At 67.3% G+C, this 17,972-nt stretch carries 14 protein-coding genes and 1 tRNA gene; all 15 read right to left on the bottom strand.

The window, feature by feature from the left end; translation table 11 throughout:
* Positions 1-102: 102 nt before the first annotated feature.
* Positions 103-3,261 (bottom strand): 4-alpha-glucanotransferase, encoded by a 3,159-nt coding sequence (locus E0L17_RS08170; RefSeq protein WP_353652969.1) that lies wholly within the window; start codon positions 3,259-3,261, stop codon positions 103-105.
* A gap of 92 nt (positions 3,262-3,353) precedes the next feature.
* Positions 3,354-4,853: a glycogen synthase GlgA gene (glgA, locus tag E0L17_RS08165; RefSeq protein WP_167930760.1), complete on the bottom strand. Its 1,500-nt coding sequence runs from the start codon at positions 4,851-4,853 to the stop codon at positions 3,354-3,356.
* 18 nt (positions 4,854-4,871) lie between these two features.
* Positions 4,872-5,966, bottom strand: a complete 1,095-nt coding sequence (glgD, locus tag E0L17_RS08160; RefSeq protein WP_167930759.1) for a glucose-1-phosphate adenylyltransferase subunit GlgD — start codon at positions 5,964-5,966, stop codon at positions 4,872-4,874.
* Between the two features lie 2 nt (positions 5,967-5,968).
* Entirely contained in the window at positions 5,969-7,117 is a 1,149-nt protein-coding gene (locus E0L17_RS08155; protein ID WP_075279006.1) for a glucose-1-phosphate adenylyltransferase, read from the bottom strand.
* Positions 7,118-7,175: 58 nt separating this feature from the next.
* Positions 7,176-9,608 carry a glycogen/starch/alpha-glucan phosphorylase gene (locus E0L17_RS08150; RefSeq protein WP_167930758.1) on the bottom strand — a complete coding sequence of 811 codons (2,433 nt, stop codon included), beginning with the start codon at positions 9,606-9,608 and terminating at the stop codon, positions 7,176-7,178.
* A gap of 122 nt (positions 9,609-9,730) precedes the next feature.
* A complete protein-coding gene (gene glgB / locus E0L17_RS08145) occupies positions 9,731-11,896 on the bottom strand; it encodes a 1,4-alpha-glucan branching protein GlgB (protein ID WP_167930757.1) in 2,166 nt (721 codons plus the stop codon).
* Between the two features lie 717 nt (positions 11,897-12,613).
* A complete protein-coding gene (gene rbr / locus E0L17_RS08140) occupies positions 12,614-13,159 on the bottom strand; it encodes a rubrerythrin (protein ID WP_167930756.1) in 546 nt (181 codons plus the stop codon).
* A gap of 79 nt (positions 13,160-13,238) precedes the next feature.
* A complete protein-coding gene (locus E0L17_RS08135; RefSeq protein ID WP_353652968.1) occupies positions 13,239-14,126 on the bottom strand; it encodes an HhH-GPD family protein in 888 nt (295 codons plus the stop codon).
* A complete protein-coding gene (locus E0L17_RS08130) occupies positions 14,123-14,614 on the bottom strand; it encodes an RrF2 family transcriptional regulator (RefSeq protein WP_167930755.1) in 492 nt (163 codons plus the stop codon). The genes E0L17_RS08135 and E0L17_RS08130 overlap by 4 nt, the downstream gene beginning before the upstream one ends.
* Positions 14,615-14,653: 39 nt before the next feature.
* Complete coding sequence (locus E0L17_RS08125) at positions 14,654-15,346, bottom strand: HAD family hydrolase (RefSeq protein ID WP_167930754.1); 693 nt, start codon at positions 15,344-15,346, stop codon at positions 14,654-14,656.
* A 136-nt stretch (positions 15,347-15,482) separates the two neighbouring features.
* Positions 15,483-15,559: transfer RNA gene (locus tag E0L17_RS08120), tRNA-Asp, on the bottom strand.
* 177 nt (positions 15,560-15,736) lie between these two features.
* Entirely contained in the window at positions 15,737-16,567 is an 831-nt protein-coding gene (locus E0L17_RS08115; RefSeq protein ID WP_167930753.1) for a hypothetical protein, read from the bottom strand.
* 16 nt (positions 16,568-16,583) lie between these two features.
* Positions 16,584-17,192: a recombination mediator RecR gene (gene recR / locus E0L17_RS08110; protein ID WP_167930752.1), complete on the bottom strand. Its 609-nt coding sequence runs from the start codon at positions 17,190-17,192 to the stop codon at positions 16,584-16,586.
* Positions 17,193-17,205: 13 nt separating this feature from the next.
* Positions 17,206-17,541, bottom strand: a complete 336-nt coding sequence (locus E0L17_RS08105; RefSeq protein WP_167930751.1) for a YbaB/EbfC family nucleoid-associated protein — start codon at positions 17,539-17,541, stop codon at positions 17,206-17,208.
* 34 nt (positions 17,542-17,575) lie between these two features.
* A complete protein-coding gene (locus E0L17_RS08100; protein ID WP_167930750.1) occupies positions 17,576-17,734 on the bottom strand; it encodes a hypothetical protein in 159 nt (52 codons plus the stop codon).
* Between the last annotated feature and the right edge of the window lie 238 nt (positions 17,735-17,972).

The raw sequence follows: 17,972 nt of genomic DNA, 5'->3' as shown, positions 1-17,972 counted from the left end.
TTATTTGGCACACGAGCCCGGGGGCGTGCCACTGGCGTCAGGTTTATTTGGCACACGGGCCCGTGTGCCAAATAAACCTGACGCCAGTGGCACGGTGGCACGCTAGCGGCCGGACTCCTTCGCGAGCTTGGAGAGCCGCTCGCCCGCGGCCTCCACGAGCTCGGCATCCGCACGCCAGGACCAGTTGCCGCCCGCGATGCCGGGCACGTTCATGCGCGCCTCGTCGCCGAGGCCGAGCACGTCCTGGAGGGGCACGATCGCCACGTCGGCCGAAGACCCCAGGGCGCTCCGCAGGACCGAATCGGCAAGCTCGGCGGCGTCCTCCCCCACGACGCCAAAGCGGCTCTCGCAGAAGCCCCGGAGCGTCCGGTTGTCGTGCGTGCCGGTGTAGACCACGGTCTCGGGCCGCGGCTCGTAGGACGCGCGGACGTCGCCGTCGAAGAACTGGACCACGTCCATCCCCGCAAACCCGGTCGAGCTCATGAGCGCGCGGACCGCCGGCGTGATGACGCCGAGGTCCTCCGCGATGAACGGCAGCGGGCCAAACTGGCGGCACGCTGCCTCGAAGAGCTCCGCGCCCGGGCCAAAGGCAAAGGAGCCCTCGCTCGCGGGCTTTCCGGACGGCACCGAGAAGAACGACGAGAACCCGATGAAGTGGTCGAGGCGCACGTGGTCGTAGAGCGCCAGCATGCGGCTGAAGCGGCGGAGCCACCACCCGTAGTTCTGCTCGCGCAGCATGTCCCAGCGGTAGGTGGGGTTGCCCCACACCTGGCCCTCGGGGGCGAAGGCGTCTCCGGGGGCGCCGGCCTGGCGGCGCGCGTGCCCCGACTCGTCGAGGTCGAAGATGTCGGGCTCGCTCCAGACGTCTGCCGAGTCGCCGGAGACGTACATGGGCATGTCGCCGATGATCTGCACGCCGCGAGCGTGCGCGTAGCCGAGCAGGTCGCGCCACTCGCGGTCGAAGGCGTACTGCAGGCGGCGGTGGTTCTCCACGGCGGCCGCGATGCGCGGGTTGCGCGTGAGCGCCGGGCTGTAGCGGCGGTAGCGCGCGGGCCAGCTCTGCCACGGACCCTCGCCGAAGAGCTCCTTGATGGCGCGGAAGGTGGCATAGGGCGTCAGCCAGTAGTCATTCTCGTGGCAGAACTCGAGGTAGTCCTCAGAGGTGCCGACCTTCTCGAGGCTCGTGAGCGTCTCGGCGACGTCCTTCTCGAGAAGGTCCGTGTTGCCCGCGAAGGCCGAGACGCCCGCGTACGGCGAGCCGTACTCGTCCGTGGGGTTCACGGGGAGGACCTGCCAGTAGGTCTGCCCGTGGTCGGCGAGCCAGTCGACGAAGCGGCGGGCGGGGGCGCCGAGGGTGCCCGGCTTTCCGTCGTTGGGGACCGAGGTGATGTGGCAGAGCACGCCCATGCCCCGGCCGAGCGGAAGCTGGAGGCGCTGCGCGCGATGGAAGTGCAGGACCGCCGTGCCGAGCGGCCACAGGAACGTGGACGCCTGCCCGCCCTCGACCTTGGGCGCGCGCCCGGAGACCACGTCCGTGACGAGGTCGCCCACCATGGGGACTTTGACGTCATGCGCCTCGGAGAGGCTCGCGTTGACGAGGACGCACACGCTCTCGTCCGCGCCCGTCCGCCAGAAGCCGAAGACGTCCTCCCCAAACGAGAAGGGCTCGAACTCGCCGTCCACGAGCACGGGGAGCGTGCGGCGGATGGCGATGGCGTTGCGGTACGTCAGGAGGCAGTCGGCGTGCCCGCGGCTGCCGTCCCACGGGAAGCTCCCGCGGCAGTACGGGTCGCGCAGGCCCTCGAGGCCGAGCTCGTCGCCGTAGTAGACGCAGGGGACGCCGGGAAGCGTCATCTGCAGGAGCGCGGCCACCCACAGGCGCGCCTTCGCAAGGCCAACCTGGTCGTCCGCGAGGTGCCAGCCCGCGCGCTCGCCCTCCGGGATGGAGTCAGGGTCCGGCGCCCCTCCGAGCACGGTGAAGAGGCGCTCGCGGTCATGGCTGCCGAGGAGGTTGAGGGACGAGTAGAAGTTGTCGCGCGGGTAGTTCTCGCGCAGCTGCTCAAGGCGGGCGGCGAGCTCGGGGGCGCCGATCTCCCTCCTTAGGAAGGCGAGCACGCCCGTGCGGAACGGGTAGTTCATCGTGCCGTCGAGCTCCCGCCCCTGGAAGTACTGGCGGAGCTTGCCGTAGGCGAGCTTGTTGGAGGCGTCCTCCCAGACCTCGCCGATCAGCACGCCGTCGGGGCGCTCCGTGACGAGCGCGCGCTTGATGTCCTCGATGAACTCGTCCGAGAGCTCGTCGGCCACGTCGAGGCGCCAGCCGCGCGCGCCGGCGCGCAGCCACTTGCGCACCACGCCGCGCCGGCCGCAGATGAGCTCGTGGTAGTCGGGGTTGTCCTCGTTGAGCGCCGGCAGGTCGCCGTTGCCCCACCAGCCCGCGTAGGTGCCGTCCTCGTTGAAGAAGTACCAGTCGCGATAGGGGGAGTCCGGGCTCTGATAGGCCCCGAGGTCGGGGTAGTTCCCGTAGGAGTTGAAGTAGCGCGAGTCCTGGCCCGAGTGGTTGAAGACGCCGTCCAGAATGACGGAGATCCCCCGGTCCTCGGCGTCCACGCACAGGGCGCTGAAGTCCTGCTCGGTGCCCAGAAGGGGATCGATGGCGAGGTAGTCCGCCGTGTCGTAGCGGTGGTTGGAGGAGGCCTCGAAGATGGGGTTGAGGTAGATGGCCGTCACGCCGAGGCCCTCGAGGTACTCGAGCTTCTCGCGAATGCCCTCGAGAGTCCCCCCGTAGAAGTCCCACACAGCGATGCCGCCCTCCGGCGTGCGCTCGTAGTCGACGGGCTTGTCCCAGTCCACGAGCCGGTGCCCCGGGCCCCTCCTCGGCCGGTCGAGCGTCTTGGCGCGCTCCTCCCAGTCCTCGCCGCGCGCAAAGCGGTCGGGGAAGATCTGGTAGACCACCGCGTCACGGTACCAGCGGGGCTGCTCGGCGCGCGGGACGTAGACCGTGATCTGGAACGAGGGCGGGTCGCCGTACGCGAAGGCGCCCTCCCCCGTGGTCCAGCCCGGCTTGGCGCCGTAGCGCCAGACCGAGCCGTCCTTGGCCTCGATGTCGAAGCTGTACCAGACGACGCCGGTCTCGGCCGGCCGATAGTTTGCCGAGAAGCGCAGGCAGTCCCCCTTGAGGGAGCCGTGCATCTCGATGAGCTCCTCGCCGTGTGCGTCCGTCCAGACGCGCAGCGTGCAGAAGACGACGTCGTCCCCCCACACGTCTATGGACAGCGAAACGGTGCCGCCCAACTGGACGGCACCGAAAGGACTTCTGTACTCCGGCTCGGATGTGACGTGACGTGCCTTCAAACTTACCTGTCTCTCCGCTTGTTGTACCGAATGATCTCCGGATGGAGGTCGTGGTAGATGTCCATGTAGTCGTTCGCGGCGCGGCGCCAGCTGAAGTCCGTCGCCATGGCCTGCTGCATCAGGTTAGACCAAGCGTCGGGATCGGTCCAGAAAATCTCGCACGCGCCGAGGAGGGTGTCGGCCATCTCGTCGCCGTTCATGTTGGCGAACGAGAAGCCCGTGCCCTCGCCGGTGAACTTGTTGTACGGGATGACCGAGTCGCGCAGGCCGCCCGTCTCGCGCACCACGGGAAGCGTGCCGTAGCGCATGGCGATCATCTGGGAGAGGCCGCAGGGCTCGAACTCGGACGGCATGAGCAGCAGGTCGCCGCCGGCGTACATGCGGTGCGAGAGCGCGTTGTCAAACGCGATGCGCGCGCACATCTGACCGGGGTACTTGGCCGCGAAGTAGCGGAACGCGTCCTCGTGGTCCTTGTCGCCCGTGCCGAGGATGGCAACCTGGACGCCGCGGGACATGAGGTGGTCCATCGCGTAGCGGACGAGGCCGAGGCCCTTCTGGTCCGTGAGGCGGCCGATCGAGACCACGAGCGGGCGCGTCGGGTCCTGTGCCAGCCCCAGCTCCTCCTGGAGGGCGCGCTTGCACTCGGCCTTGTTCCCGATCTCCTTGGCGGAGTAGTTGGCCGGGATCATCGGGTCCGTCGTGGGGTTCCAGATGGACTGGTCGATGCCGTTCAGGATGCCGCGCAGCTGCCCCGCGCGACGGCGGAAGATGTCGTCGAGGCCCTCGCCGTAGAACGGCATCTGCAGCTCGTAGGCGTAGCTCGGGCTCACCGTGGTGAGGAAGTCCGTGTAGAGCAGGGCGCCCTTCATGAAGTTGATGGAGCGCTCGTCGCAGCGGAGCTGGTCGCGGGCGGCCGGGATGTGGGCGAGGCCGAGCACCTGCTCGAGCATCTCGTCGCTGTACTGGCCCTGGAACTTGACGTTGTGGATCGTGAAGATGGTCTTCACGTTGGCGCACTGCGGGACGTCCTGGTAGAACTCGCGCAGGAACACGCAGCACAGCGCGGTCTGCCAGTCGTTGCAGTGCAGCACGTCGCACTCGAGCTCGGGCACCTTGGCGATGGCCTCGCAGATGGCCTTCGAGAAGAACGCGAAGCGCTCGCCGTCGTCGAAGTAGCCATAGAGGCTGTCGCGCTTGAAGTAGGCCTCGTTGTCGATGAAGTAGAAGTCAAGGTCCTGCATCGTGAGCTTCTCGATGCCGCAGTACTCGTTGCGCCAGGCGAGCGGCACGTAGAACTCGGTGACGTGCTTCATCTGGTCGAGGTACTCCTGCGGGATCGTGGAGTACTTGGGCAGGATGACGGCGACGCGGGCGCCGGCGTGCTTGAGTGCGCGGGGAAGGGAGCCGGCGACGTCCCCGAGGCCGCCCGACTTGGCAAACGGGACGGCCTCGGAAGACGCGAAGAGCACCCTCAACTTCCTGCGCTTGGCATTGGTTGACACGGTGGTTCTCCCTCGGTACTAGTCGCGAGACTTCTCCTTGATGAGCACGTCCTCAGGGGTGCCCCTGAGCTCGGTGCCGGCGGGCACGACGTTGGCGCGGTCCACGATCGCGTTCTCGACGCGCGCCCCGCTCTTGACGACGCAGCCCTGCATCACGATCGAGTTGCGCACGGTGGCGCCGGCCTCGATGATGACGTTGCGGCCGAGGATCGTGTCGCTCACGCTGCCGTAGATGCGGTCGCCGGAGGAGACGGCCGAGTTGAGGACGTGGGAGCCGACCTCGAACTTGGCGGGCGGCGTGTCGTGCGTCTTGGTCTTGACGGTGCGGTCGTCGGGGAAGAGCTCGGCGGTGATGCGCGGGTCGAGCAGGTCCATGTTGGCGCGGAAGTAGGCGCGCTTGTTGAAGATCGGCGCGACGTAGCCGTCGTACTCGTAGGTGCGCACGTTCACGCGGCCGAAGTCGCCGGTCATGGCCTCGAAGAGGTCGAGGTAGTCCGTCGGGCCGTACCAGTCGAACATGTCGAGCAGGAGCTGGCGGTTGATGACGAAGCAGTCGAGGAACATCGTCTCGCCGAAGTTGGCGCCGTGGTGCACGCCGCAGACGCGACCGTCCTCGACGTCGAAGGCGGTGACGTCGGCGTCCTTCTCGGAGGCGGTCTTGACGATCACCGTGACGTCGGCGCCGGACTCCTTGTGCGCGTCGTAGACCTTGTTGAGGTCAGCGTTGAACACGAAGTTGGCGGTCGAGAAGAACACGGCGTCAGAGGTGCTGCGCGTGAAGTAGGCCTTGTTGTGGACGAGGTCGCGCAGCAGGAAGCGGGCGCCGGTGCGGGAGGTGCCGAAGGCGGAGCCGGGCAGGATGAACAGGCCGCCGTTCTTGCGGTCGAGGTCCCAGTCCTTGCCGGAGCCCACGTGGTCGATGATGGAGCGGTAGTTGTACGGCATGACCATGCCGACGGTGCGGATGCCGCAGTTCACCATGTTGGAGAGGGCAAAGTCGACGAGGCGGTAGCGGCCGAAGTAGGGCAGCGACGCCACGGGGCGGCTCTCGGTGAGCGCGCTCGACTCTTTTGCCGAGTAGTTGCAGGTGATAAGGCCGATGACCTTCTCCATGATTAGTTCTCCCCCTTTCCGACCACGACGTCGTTGCCGATGACGGCGGTGTCCTTCGTCTGGTCGACGCTGCCGACGCTAACGTTCTCCTCCACGACGGAGTTCTCGCCGAGGATGGCGCGCACGACGTGGGCGCCATCCTTGACCCTCGCGCCCGGGAGCAGCACCGAGTCGATGACCGTGGCGCGCTCGCCGACGTAGGCGTCGGTCGAGAGGATCGAGTGCTTGGCGGTGCCGTAGACCTGGCAGCCGTTGGAGACGAGGCAGTCGTCGATGGTGGCGTCCTTGCCCACGAGCGCGGGCGGGCGGGTGGACGAGTTGCTCATGATGGGGAACTCGTTGCTGAAGATGTCGAAGGCGGGGTTGGGCCCGAGGAGGTCCATGCTCGTCTCGTGGTAGCTCGAGATGGTGCCGACGTCACGCCAGAAGCCCTCGAACTTGTAGGTGTAGAGGCGCTTGCCGGCCTCGAGGAGCTTCGGGATGATGTCGCCGCCGAAGTCGTGGCTCGAGTTCTGGTCGTTGGCATCCTCCTTCAGCGTCTCGACGAGAAGGTCGGCGGTGAAGATGTAGATGCCCATGGAGGCGAGGTTTGAATCCGGCTTCTTGGGCTTCTCGGTGAACTTGCTGATGCGGCCGTCCTCGTCGGCGGTCAGGATGCCGAAGCGGGAAGCCTCCTCCCAAGGCACCGGCATGACGGCGATGGTGAGGTCGGCGTTGTTCTTCTTGTGGGTCTCGAGCATGTCGTCATAGTCCATGCGGTAGAGCTGGTCGCCGGACAGGATGAGGACGTAGTCGGGATCGTTGGTCTCGATGTAGCCCAGGTTCTGGGTCACGGCGTCGGCCGTGCCCTCGTACCAGGCGCCACCGGTCTGGGTCGCGTAGGGAGGGAGGATGGAGACGCCGCCGCCACGCTCGTCGAGGTTCCACGCCTCACCCGTCCCGATGTAGCTGTGCAGCAGGTACGGACGGTACTGCGTGAGGACGCCCACCGTCGTGATGCCCGAGTTGGCGCAGTTCGAGAGGGCAAAGTCGATGATGCGGAACTTCCCGCCGAAGGAAACCGCCGGCTTTGCGACGTTGCTCGTCAGCGCACCGAGCCTGCTGCCCTGACCGCCTGCCAGGAGCATTGCGATGCACTCTTTCTTACTCATACCCCCACTCCTTTCGACTACCAGACGCGGGGGCCGCGGAGGGCCCCCGCACGTAAGCCTAAATGTGCCAGATATCCGTCATGTACTCACGGATAGTTCGGTCAGAAGAGAAATATCCGGCCTTGGCGGTATTGTGGAGCGCCGCCTTGTTCCACGCGCGACGGTCGCCGTAGGCTCCGGTGAGCTCCTCCCACGCCTGGACATAGGAGTGGAAGTCGCGCAGGACCAGGTCCGGGTCGTTGTCGACCATCAGGTAGTCGTGGATGCTGTCGAAGTTGCCGGAGAGGCGCGCGAGCGTGCCGTCGGTCAGCATGTCCACGATGCGGCCGACGCGGTCGCGGTCGCCGTTGTACATGTCCCAGGCGTAGTAGCGGCCGCTGGCGCGCAGGGCGTCGACCTCGTCGGCGTGCAGGCCGAAGATCTTGATGTTCTCGGGGCCCACGAGCTCGGAGATCTCGATGTTGGCGCCGTCGAGGGTGCCGAGCGTGATGGCGGCGTTCATCATGAGCTTCATGTTGGAGGTGCCGGAGGCCTCGGCGCCGGCCACGCTGATCTGCTCGGAGATCTCCGCGGCGGAGTAGATGAGCTGCGCGTTGGAGACCGCGAAGTTAGGCACGAAGGCCACCTTGATCTTGTCGTTCACGCGCTCGTCGTTGTTGATGACGTCGGCCACCGAGTTGATGAGGCGGATGACCTCCTTGGCGAAGGTGTAGCTCTGGGCCGCCTTGCCGGAGAAGATGAAGGCCGTCGGGCGCGGGCTGTAGCTCGGGTCCTTGAGCATGCGGTTGTAGACGTCGAGCACCTTGAAGACGTTGAGGAGCTGGCGCTTGTAGGCGTGGAAGCGCTTGACCTGGACGTCGAAGACCATGTTGGTGTCAAGCTCGACGCCGGAGGTCTCCTTGATGAAGGCGGCCAGGCGCTCCTTGTCGGCCTTCTTGGCGGCCTCCATGCCATCGAGGAAGCTCGCGTCCTCCTCGAAGGGCAGCAGCTTCTCGAGCTCCATCGCGTCGTCCATCCAGCCGTCGCCGATGGCCTCGGTGATGAGCTTGGAGTAGGACGGGTTGGCCTCGCAGAGGAAGCGACGGTGCGTGACGCCGTTGGTCTTGTTGTTGAAGCGGTGCGGCATCATCTCGTAGAACTCGTGGAAGACGCTGTCCTTGAGGATCTGCGTGTGCAGCGCGGAGACGCCGTTGATCGAGTGAGAGAAGATGATCGAGAGGTTGGCCATGCGGACCTGGCCGTCCCAGAGGATGGCGGTCTTGCTCAGGACGTCCGTCCAGTTGCCCTCGTTCGGCGAGAGGTGGGTGGACAGGCTGTCGCGGTAGCGGCGGTCGACCTCGTCGATGAACATGTAGAGGCGCGGCAGGAGGTTGCGGAAGGTGTTGATGGGCCACTTCTCCAGTGCCTCGGGCATGACCGTGTGGTTGGTGAAGGAAATGGTCTCCTTGCAGATCTTGTACGCCTCGTCAAAGCCCACGCCCTTCTCGTCGACGAGGATGCGCATGAGCTCGGGGCCGCACATGGCGGGGTGCGTGTCGTTGGTGTGGACGCAGACGTGCTCGCCGAGGTGCTCCCAGTCGGGGCCGAACTCGCGCTCGTAGGTGCGCAGGATCGTCTGCAGGCCGGCGGAGACGAAGAGGTACTCCTGCTTGAGGCGCAGCATGCGGCCGTGCTCGCCGGCGTCGTTGGGGTAGAGGATCGTGGAGATGGCCTCGACGTCGGAGCGGAACTTGTTGGCGCGCGCGTAGTCGCCGGCGTTGAAGGCGTCGAGGTCGAAGTCCTCGGTGTAGGGCTCGGCCGACCACAGGCGGAGCTTGTTCACGACCTTGCCGCCGTAGCCGATGATGGGCACGTCATACGGGACGGCGCGGACGACCTCGCCGCCCTCCTGGGTGAACCAGAACTTGCCGTCCTCCTCGTGGCGGACGACCTGGCCGCCAAAGCGGACGAGCACGGCGCTGCCGTCCTTGCGGGTCTCCCAGGGGAAGCCGCCCGCAAGCCAGTTGTCCGTGCGCTCGACCTGGCGGCCGCCCTCGATGTACTGGCGGAACAGGCCGTAGCGGTAGCGCATGCCGTTGCCGTAGCCGGCGATGCCCTCGTGGGCCATGGAGTCGAGGAAGCACGCGGCCAGACGGCCCAGGCCGCCGTTGCCGAGGCCGGGGTCGACCTCCTGGCGGCAGAGGGCGTCGAGGTCGGCGCCCATCTCCTTGACGCCCTCGGCAACGAGGTCGCGGACGCCGAAGTTGATCAGGTAGTTGTCAAGCAGGGGGCCGAGGAGGAACTCGAGGGAGAAGTAGTAGACCTTCTTGGCTCCCTTGGGGTGGGACTCCGGGAAGATGGCGCGGCCCTTGTTGGCGATGAGCTCAGCGAGGGCGTAGAAGCGCTCGTGGTCGGCAAGGCCCTCGAAGGGCGTGCCGTAGCGCGCGACGCACGCCTCGCGGTACTGCTCGACGAAGTCCTTCTCGTTCTCAAAGATCTTGTTGTCAGTCAAAGCCTCTCCTAGCGTCGGGCGACAAGAACTCAGGGGCGTGCGGGAGGGTCCCGCACGAGGGCGTCGGCTGTCGCTTGGCCGTCACCCGTCTGGGGCCACCCGCCGGGTGGCCCCATAAAAGTTTACTCCGCCTTCGTCGTTTTTCTAGCGGCGGGTTTCTTCGATGACGCCGTCTTTACGGAAGACGTCGCCTTCTTGGCCGCGGGCTTCTTTGCGGCGGGCTTCTTCGGCGCGGCCTTCTCGGCCGTCTTCGCCGCGGCCTTGGTGGCCTTGGCCGCGGGCTTGGCGGCGGCGGGCTTCTTCTTGGCCGGGCGACGCAGCGTGCCCGTCTTCTTGAGGATCATGCCACCGAGCGGCGGGACGCGCACCACGACGGACTGCTCGCGGCCGTTCCACGGCTCGTCCTGGCACTTGAGCTTGCCGGTGTTGATGACGCCGGAGCCGCCGTAGCGCTCGTCGTCGGAGTTGAAGAGCTCCTCGTAGACGCCCCACTCCGGGACGCCCATGCGGAAGTCCTCGCGCGCGTTGACGTCGAAGTTGATGAGGATGACGAGCTCGTCGCCGGGCTTGTCGCCCCTGCGGATGAACGAGATGATCGACTGGTCGGAGTTGTCCGCGTCGATCCACTCGAAGCCCTCGGAAGCGAAGGCGCACTGCCAGAGCGCGGCGTGGTCGTTGTAGAAGCGGTTGAGGTCGCGGACGAACTGCTGCTGGTGGCGGTGCGTCTCGTACTGCTCGGCGAGGAAGTACTGGATCCCCTCGTAGTAGCGCCACTCGATGAACTGCGCGATCTCGTTGCCCATGAAGTTGAGCTTGCCGCCGGGGTGCGTGACCTGGTAGAACGCCAGCGCCCTCATGCCGGCGAACTGGCGCCAGTAGTCGCCGGGCATGCGGGTGATGAGCGAGCACTTGCCGTTGACGACCTCGTCGTGGCTGAGCGGCAGGATGAAGTTCTCATTGAACTGGTACATCGAGGAGAACGTGAGCATGCGGTAGTTGCCCGGACGCCACGGGAAGTCGGTCTGCATGTAGTGCAGGGTGTCGTTCATCCAGCCCATGTCCCACTTGAAGTGGAAGCCGAGGCCGCCGTCCTCGGGCGGATAGGTCACGAGCGGCCAGGCGGTGGACTCCTCGGCGATCATCATGACGTCGGGGTGGAACTTGCCCATGACCTCGTTGGTCTGACGGATGAACGCGGAGGCGTCGAGGTCCTCCTCGGTGCCCTTCTCGTTGAAGCGCTTCTGGCCGGGGTCGTCGATGCCGAAGTTCATGTAGAGCATCGAGGAGACGCCGTCCATGCGGATGCCGTCGGCGTGGAAGAGGTCGGCCCAGAAGAGCGCGTTGGAGACGAGGAAGCTACGGACCTCGCCGCGGGAGTAGTCGAACTGGTGCGTGCTCCAGTTGGGGTGGATTTTGTGCTCGTAGAGCATCTCGCCGTTGAAGGTGGCGAGGCCCTGGGCGTCGGCGCAGAAGCCGCCCGGCACCCAGTCGAGGATCACGCCGATACCCGCCTCGTGGCAGGCGTCGATGAAGTGCATGAACTGCTTGGGGTTGCCGTAGCGCGAGGTGGCGGCGTAGTAGCCGGTGGGCTGGTAGCCCCAGGAGCCGTCGAACGGGTGCTCGTTCACGGGCATGATCTCGATGTGCGAGTAGCCCATGTCCTTGGCGTAGGCGACGAGCTCGACGGAGAGGTCGTCATAGGAGTAGACGACGCCGCGCTGCGCGGGGAACGGGTCGCCGGGGCCGGGGTAGGTGCCGTCGGGGCGCGGCTCGCCCTGGGGCTCGTCGCCGTGGCGTCGCCAGCTGCCGAGGTGCACCTCGAAGATGTTGAGCGGCTCCTTGAACATGTCGCGCTTGGCGCGCGCCTTCATGTAGGCGCCGTCGGCCCAGTCGTAGCCGGCGAGGTCGAAGGTGCGCGACGCGGTGCCGGGGATCTGCTCGGCGTAGAAGCCGTACGGGTCGGCCTTGTAGAGCTTGCGGCCGTCCGCGGTCTCGATCAGGTACTTGTAGAGCGCCTCCTGGCCGATGCCGGGGATGAAGCCCTGCCAGACGCCGCCGGTCTCGGAGCAGGAGAGCGGGTTGGCCTGCTCGTCCCAGCCGTTGAAGTCCCCGATGACGTGCACGCTCTTGACGTCGGGCGCCCAGACGGCGAAGTGGTAGCCGCTCGTCCCGGCATCGTCCACGGCGGGGTGGGCGCCCAGCTTCTCGTAGCTCCGGTACCACTTTCCGCTCGCGAGCAGGAACAGGTCGTCGTTGCTCAGGTAGAGGGTGCTGTCAAGAGATTCCATGTCAGGCTCCTCGAAGGTCAGTGCACAGGACAACACTCATTGTGCGGCCTACGTCAACCGCGTGTCCACGAAAAGGCGGCGAGTGCGGGAAATGGGACGGCGAAGCAATGCGACGCTGGCAGGGCATCACGCCGTAAGCCCCTCTCGAGGGCGGCCGCCCGTTCTTCTCGCCAACTCTGTGGCGCATGGGCGACAGCTCCGCCGCCCCGCCGCCCCGGCGTTGTCGATTTGGGGGTTGTGGCAATCCCGGCCCTCCCGGCGTCAACGAATAGGGGGTTATGGCAGCGATCGGCCTGCCATAACCCCCTATTCCGCAGCGCGGCGAGAAGAACGCCCAGCTGGCGCCCGCCCCCGGCTGCCACAACCCCCAAAGCGGCAACGCCCGCAGCCCGGGAATTGCCATGCCCCGGATCCCGCAACGCGCGTGCGCAGCCGCCCCGCCAGCGCCTCAAATTCCCCGGCGGCAGGAGCGACATGAGACGGGCGCCCCGGGCTCCACGCGAGGATTCCGCAAAGCGCCTCAAATTCCCGGCGGCAGGAGCGACCCTGCATGCGAGAGGCCCCCGACTTCCTAAGCAGGATCTTCCGCGAAGCGCATCAAATTCCACGGCGGCAGGAGCGACATGAGACGGGCGGCCCCGGGCTCCTAAGCGAGGATTCCGCAAAGCGCATCCTCGCGTGGAGCCCGGGGCCGCCCCTCCGGCTCAGGTCAGGCGACTAGTAGTTCAGGGCCTGCTCCTCGAAGTAGGCCTTGGGGTGGTTGCACACCGGGCAGACCTCGGGGGCCTCGGCGCCCACGTGCAGGTGACCGCAGTTGCGGCACTTCCACACCTTGACGCCCTCGCGGGCGAAGACCTCGCCCTTCTCGACGCGCTCGGCCAGCTTGTTGTAGCGCTCCTCGTGGTGCTTCTCCACCTCGCCGACCATGCGGAACTTGGCCGCGATCTCGGCGAAGCCCTCGGCCTCGGCGGTCTCGGCGAAGCCCTTGTACATGTCGGTCCACTCGTAGTTCTCGCCCGCCGCGGCGTCCTTGATGTTGGTCAGGGTGTCGGGCACCTCGCCGCCGTGGAGGTACTTGAACCAGAGCTTGGCGTGCTCCTTCTCGTTGCCGGAGGTCTCGGTGAAGATCGCGGCGATCTGCTCGTAGCCCTCCTTCTTGGCCTTGCTCGCGTAGTAGGCGTACTTGTTGGTAGCCTGGGACTCGCCGGCGAAGGCAGCCTCGAGGTTCTTCTTCGTCTGCGAGCTCTCAAAGTCAACGGCCATTGGAACTCCTCTCCTGTCCCCTCTCGGGAACGCTCGACGTGCGCCGGGCCCTCTGCCCGGTATTAGGACATTGTATCATTTAGACGTACCAAACGCCACTCTCGTTATGGCAAAATCCCTCGCGTTCGAGCTCGTCGAGAAGTGCCCGGACGTCAGGCTCGCCTATGGCGCTTCTACCCGCCCGGAGCTCCGTGCTAACAAGCTCCTGGAAAATCGTCTCGAAGTCCGCGCCGCCGGCCCCGTCCCCCCGGTGAGCGAGAAGGACGCGCAGCAGCTCGGCGCGCTTCTGCCGGTGAGACCCCTCGAAGCGCGACTGACGCGTGTGCCCGCGCGAGCGCCGCGACGGGTTGGGGACGGTGCGCTTGAGGTAGGCGCCGTAGTCGAGCAGGGCGTAGTACCAGGTGCGCGGGTCGTCCTCGGGGTCGCTCGCATCCGGCGGGCAGGTGTCGCGCACGAGCGGCACGAGCTCGCGGTCGGGGACGGACTCGGCGTTTGGGTAGAGCTCGTGAAGAAAGACGGTGCGGACGTTGGTCTCGAGGTAGACGCCAGGCAGGTCGAAGGCGAAGGCGCGGATGCCCGCCGCCGTGGCCGGCCCGATCCCCGGCAGGGCCTCGAGCGCCGCGGTCTCCGCCGGCATCGCGCCGCCTGCGGCCGAGACCACCTGCGCCGCGCGCAGCACGGAGAGGGCGCGGCGGTTGTAGCCGAGCCCCTGCCACTCGTCCAGCACGTCGGCGGCATCCGCCGCGGCGAGCGCGTCCACCGTGGGGAACCGCTCGAGCCAGCGCTGCCAGCGGCCGTCCACGCGCGTCGTCTGGGTCTGCTGGAGCATGACCTCGGATATCCAGATGGCATAGGGGTCGCGCGTGCGGCGCCACGGAAGGTCGCGATAGAGCTCGCGCCCGCGCGCGAGCACGAGGGCGCGAAAGTCCCCCAGGTCGAGGGTCCCGTGTTCCGAGGGCTCGCTCACGCGGCCCCCTCGATATACGCGGCGTCACGCGCCACGTCCTCGTCGACGAGCTCGAAGGTGCCCCGGAACATCGGCGAGCGGCGCTCGACCACGAGCTCGTGCAGGGTGACGGACGAGAAGAGCCGGCGCAGCATCCGCTCGGCGTTGCACCAGACCGACGTGAAGTGGCAGGTGCCCCGGCGCGGGCACGGCTCGGTGCCGTCGAGCGCGGTGGCGCAGCCCGAGACGATGATGGGGCCCTGCACCGCCTCGACGAGCTGGAGCAGGGTGGTCTCGCGCGGGTCCACGGCGAGCCTCATGCCGCCCGCGGCGCCGCGCGAGTTCTCGACGATTCCCGCAAGGGCGAGGTCATGCTGGATCGAGCGGGCGAAGGAGTACGGGATGTTGTTCTCCTTGGCCGCCGTGCGGACGGAGATGATCCCGTCCGGGTCGCTCACGAGCGCGGCGAGCATGCGCAGCGCATAGTCTGTCTTTCGCGATATCTCCATGGTTCCTCCCCTCGGCGCCTCCCCCGCGCCGATCGAACCCTACGCGTCCCAGTCGAGAATCTGCCAGCCGCGGCGCTTCGCGAGCAGCCTCAGCGTCTTGCCCGGGCAGACGGCGACGGCCGTCCCGGCGCGGGCGAGAAGGTCCTTGTCGCTGTGGTGATCCCCGTAGGCGCGGGCGAGCTCCCAGCGCCCGACCCCCAGATGGGCGTCGCACCAGGCCGCGGCGGCACGGTACTTCTCGTCGCCCGCCACCACGGGGCCGTCGACGGCTCCTGTGTAGTTGCCCTGGTCGTCGCGCTCCATGTGCGTGGCCGCATAGCCGTCGAAGCCGATCCTCTCGGCCGCGGCCGCAGCTATGGCGTCGAAGGTCGCGGACACGAGAAGGGTCACCAGGCCCTCGTCGTGGCAGCGGCGAACCTCGGCGAGCGCCTGCGCGCGGTAGCGCGGAACGAGCACCTTGTCGTGGAAGCGCACCATGAGGGCGTCCACCTCGCTGGCGCTGCGGCCCTTGAGGGAGCCGAGCACGAGCTCTCTGGCCTCGTCCTGGCGATACGGCAGGTGGAGCTTGTAGCGGATGCCCCACCAGATCAGCCTCAGCGCCCTGGGCAGGGACATCGCGCCGTTCAGGACCAGGTACTCGGTGAAGAGCGCACCCGACTGCCCCCGGATGGAGGTCCCGTCAAAGTCGAATACGGCGACACGATATGTCAGCTGCTCGGCGCTGGGGTCCATCCTCGTTCCCTCGTCAGATTCAAAACTGATGTGAATATGATACTCCGAGATGAGCATTTGAGGGAGGAAAAACCGGAGGCGGTTGATGTGCTTGCCTACGAAAAAGGGGCCCCGAAGGGCCCCTCGTACGGTGCAATGGCGGGATGTAAGGGACTCGAACCCTCGACCTCCGACGTGACAGGCCGGCGCTCTAACCAGCTGAGCTAACACCCCGTTCGCCTTGCGCAGAAGCTATTCTTACATAGGTCCGCCCCCTTTGGCAAGAGGAATTTTGAAAAAATCTTCCGCCGCCGTTTTTTCGTGCGGAGGGCGAGACAAAGGGGACGGGTTCATTTGTCTCATGAACCCCAATGAGACAAATGAACCCGTCCCCTTTGTCTCGCCGTGCGCCTACTCGAGGGCGACCTCGGTGACCGAGCCCGACGCGTCCGTCACCCGCAGCGTGGCGCCGGAGAGCTCCACCGAGGTAGCCTCCCCCGAGCCCTGGACCATCGAGCCGTCAGGACCGGCGACGTACGTGGCGGAGCCGTGGCCGCCGATCACGTAGCAGACCACGTCCCAGCCCCCGTCGCGGTTCTCGGGGACGAGCAGGGTCTCCGCGCGGCGGACCAGGGCCACGGGCGTGCCCTCAAGCTCCGTGAGAACCTCGTCGGAGCCGTCGGAGCCAACGCGGACGAGACCCACCCGGCCGTCGTCGAGCTGTCGCAGGGCGTAGGTGACGCCCGCATACGAGACGGTGCCGTCGACGCCCACCTGCTCCGAGCCGGCGTCATGCTGCGTCTGCTGCTCCTGGTACTCGCGCTCCGCGTCGGTAAGGGCCGCCTGACCGTGGCCCTGCTGGGGCGCGCCCTCCTCGGGGGCGGGGCTCAGCACCGTGGCCACGCAGCGGCCGAGGAAGAAGACGAGGACCAGGGCCGCCACCGCCGCGAGGACGAGAAGGACGACGTTCTTGCGGCTGCGCTCGGGACCGCCGTGCGCGGCGCGGGCCTCGGGATGGCGCTCGTAGTAGCGCTCCTCGGCGTTGTGGCGCGCGCGGCCCGCCGCCTCCGCGGCGTTGCTCCTCGTGGTGACCCGTGCCCCCTGGCCCGCCCGGATGGTGGAAATCTGGTCGGAGTCGCTTGCCAGGCGCTGGCGCGCCCCGGACGTGCGGGACCCGCGCGCGCTCCGCTTCGAGGCCTGCGGCGCGCCGTGAGCGGGGCGCCTCCTCTGTCCGTCAGCCATTGCGTTTCCCCCTTAGCTAGACCTCCCGGCGCGCCTCGATGGCGCGGCCGAGGGTCACCTCGTCTGCATACTCAAGGTCCCCGCCCACGGGCAGGCCGCTCGCCAGCCGGGTCACGCGCACGCCGAGCGGGCGGATGACGCGGGCAAGATAGGTTGCCGTGGTCTCGCCCTCGACGTCCGGGTTGGTGGCGAGGATGACCTCGTCCACCGCGCCGTCGGCGAGACGAGCGAGCAGCTCGCGGACGTGCAGCTGCTCCGGCCCGATCTTGTCCATGGGGCTGATGACGCCGCCGAGGACGTGGTAGAGACCGTGATACGTGCCCGTTCGCTCGATGGCCGTGACGTCGCGCGGCTCCGAGACCACGCAGATGGACGCGCGGTCGCGCGTGCCGTCAGCGCAGACGTCGCAGGTGTCGCGCGTCGCGTACGAGAAGCAGACGGGGCAGAAGTGCACCTGCTGCTTCACGTCGAGAATCGCGTTGGCGAGCCGGCGCGCCTCCTCGGCATCCGCCTCGAGGAGGTGGTAGGCGATCCGCTGGGCGGACTTCGGCCCTATGCCGGGCAGCCTGCCGAGCTCGTCGAGCAGCCGCTGGAGCGCGCGACCATCGTTGACCGGGTCGATCATCGCGAAGGCCGCCCTAGAAGAGGCCCGGGATGTTGAGGCCGCCCGTGACGGCGCTCATCTGCTGGCTCGCCATGCGCTCAGCGGACTCGAGGGCGTCATTCACGGCGGCGAGGATCATGTCCTGCAGCATCTCGACGTCCTCGGGGTCGAGCGCGGCCGGGTCGATGGCGAGCGAGGTCAGGCGCATGTCGCCCGTGGCCGTCACCTTGACGGCGCCGCCGCCCGCGCTCGCGGAGACCTCGGTCTCGGCGGCCTTCTGCTGCGCGGCGATGAGCTGCTCCTGCATCTTGCGGGCCTGCGCCATCATCTGGTTGCGGTTCATGCCGCCCATGTTGAATCCCTTGGCCATCATGGCTCCTTTCGTCCTCCCGGGCGCCCCGGGATCAGTCGTCGTCCTCGTCCTCCTCGGGCTCGGCCGTGAAGCCGTCGTCCGAGGCGGGGTCACCATCATAGGCGAGCTCGGCCGCGGCGTCCTCGTCGGAGGTCGTCACCGCCGACTCCACGCTCACCTCGAGCGGCTGCCCGAACGCCTCAGCCAGCATGGAGGCGATGTCCGCGAACTCGGGCGTGAGCTCGCCCCCGCCTCCGACCGCACTGGGGCCTTGCCCGTCCGCTCGGCGCTCGTCGCTACGCTCCTCGCTCGTTTCGCTGGTCGCGGCGGGGGCGGCGGCGGGGGCCGGCTTTTTTACAAATCTTGCGCCGCCGGCGGTTTTCCGCGGGGGGCTTGCGCGTGTAGGCGGGGTCTGCCTGTATCACAGTTGCCTATGGTGGCGCAGTCGC

Origin of the sequence: Olsenella sp. SW781, from assembly GCF_012027725.1 — a bacterium.
In the GTDB taxonomy this organism is placed as follows: domain Bacteria; phylum Actinomycetota; class Coriobacteriia; order Coriobacteriales; family Atopobiaceae; genus Thermophilibacter.
Note: the sequence above shows the minus strand (reverse complement) of the source record. Positions and strands in the feature narration are given on the sequence as shown.

Bases quoted from the DNA above. Each gene is read 5' to 3' on its own strand.
- glgD (WP_167930759.1), bottom strand. From the start codon at position 5,966: ATGGAGAAGGTCATCGGCCTTATCACCTGCAACTACTCGGCAAAAGAG.
- E0L17_RS08155 (WP_075279006.1), bottom strand. From the start codon at position 7,117: ATGAGTAAGAAAGAGTGCATCGCAATGCTCCTGGCAGGCGGTCAGGGC.
- glgB (WP_167930757.1), bottom strand. From the start codon at position 11,896: ATGGAATCTCTTGACAGCACCCTCTACCTGAGCAACGACGACCTGTTC.
- rbr (WP_167930756.1), bottom strand. From the start codon at position 13,159: ATGGCCGTTGACTTTGAGAGCTCGCAGACGAAGAAGAACCTCGAGGCT.
- E0L17_RS08130 (WP_167930755.1), bottom strand. From the start codon at position 14,614: ATGGAGATATCGCGAAAGACAGACTATGCGCTGCGCATGCTCGCCGCG.
- E0L17_RS08125 (WP_167930754.1), bottom strand. From the start codon at position 15,346: ATGGACCCCAGCGCCGAGCAGCTGACATATCGTGTCGCCGTATTCGAC.
- E0L17_RS08115 (WP_167930753.1), bottom strand. From the start codon at position 16,567: ATGGCTGACGGACAGAGGAGGCGCCCCGCTCACGGCGCGCCGCAGGCC.
- recR (WP_167930752.1), bottom strand. From the start codon at position 17,192: ATGATCGACCCGGTCAACGATGGTCGCGCGCTCCAGCGGCTGCTCGAC.
- E0L17_RS08105 (WP_167930751.1), bottom strand. From the start codon at position 17,541: ATGGCCAAGGGATTCAACATGGGCGGCATGAACCGCAACCAGATGATG.
- E0L17_RS08100 (WP_167930750.1), bottom strand. From the start codon at position 17,734: ATGCTGGCTGAGGCGTTCGGGCAGCCGCTCGAGGTGAGCGTGGAGTCG.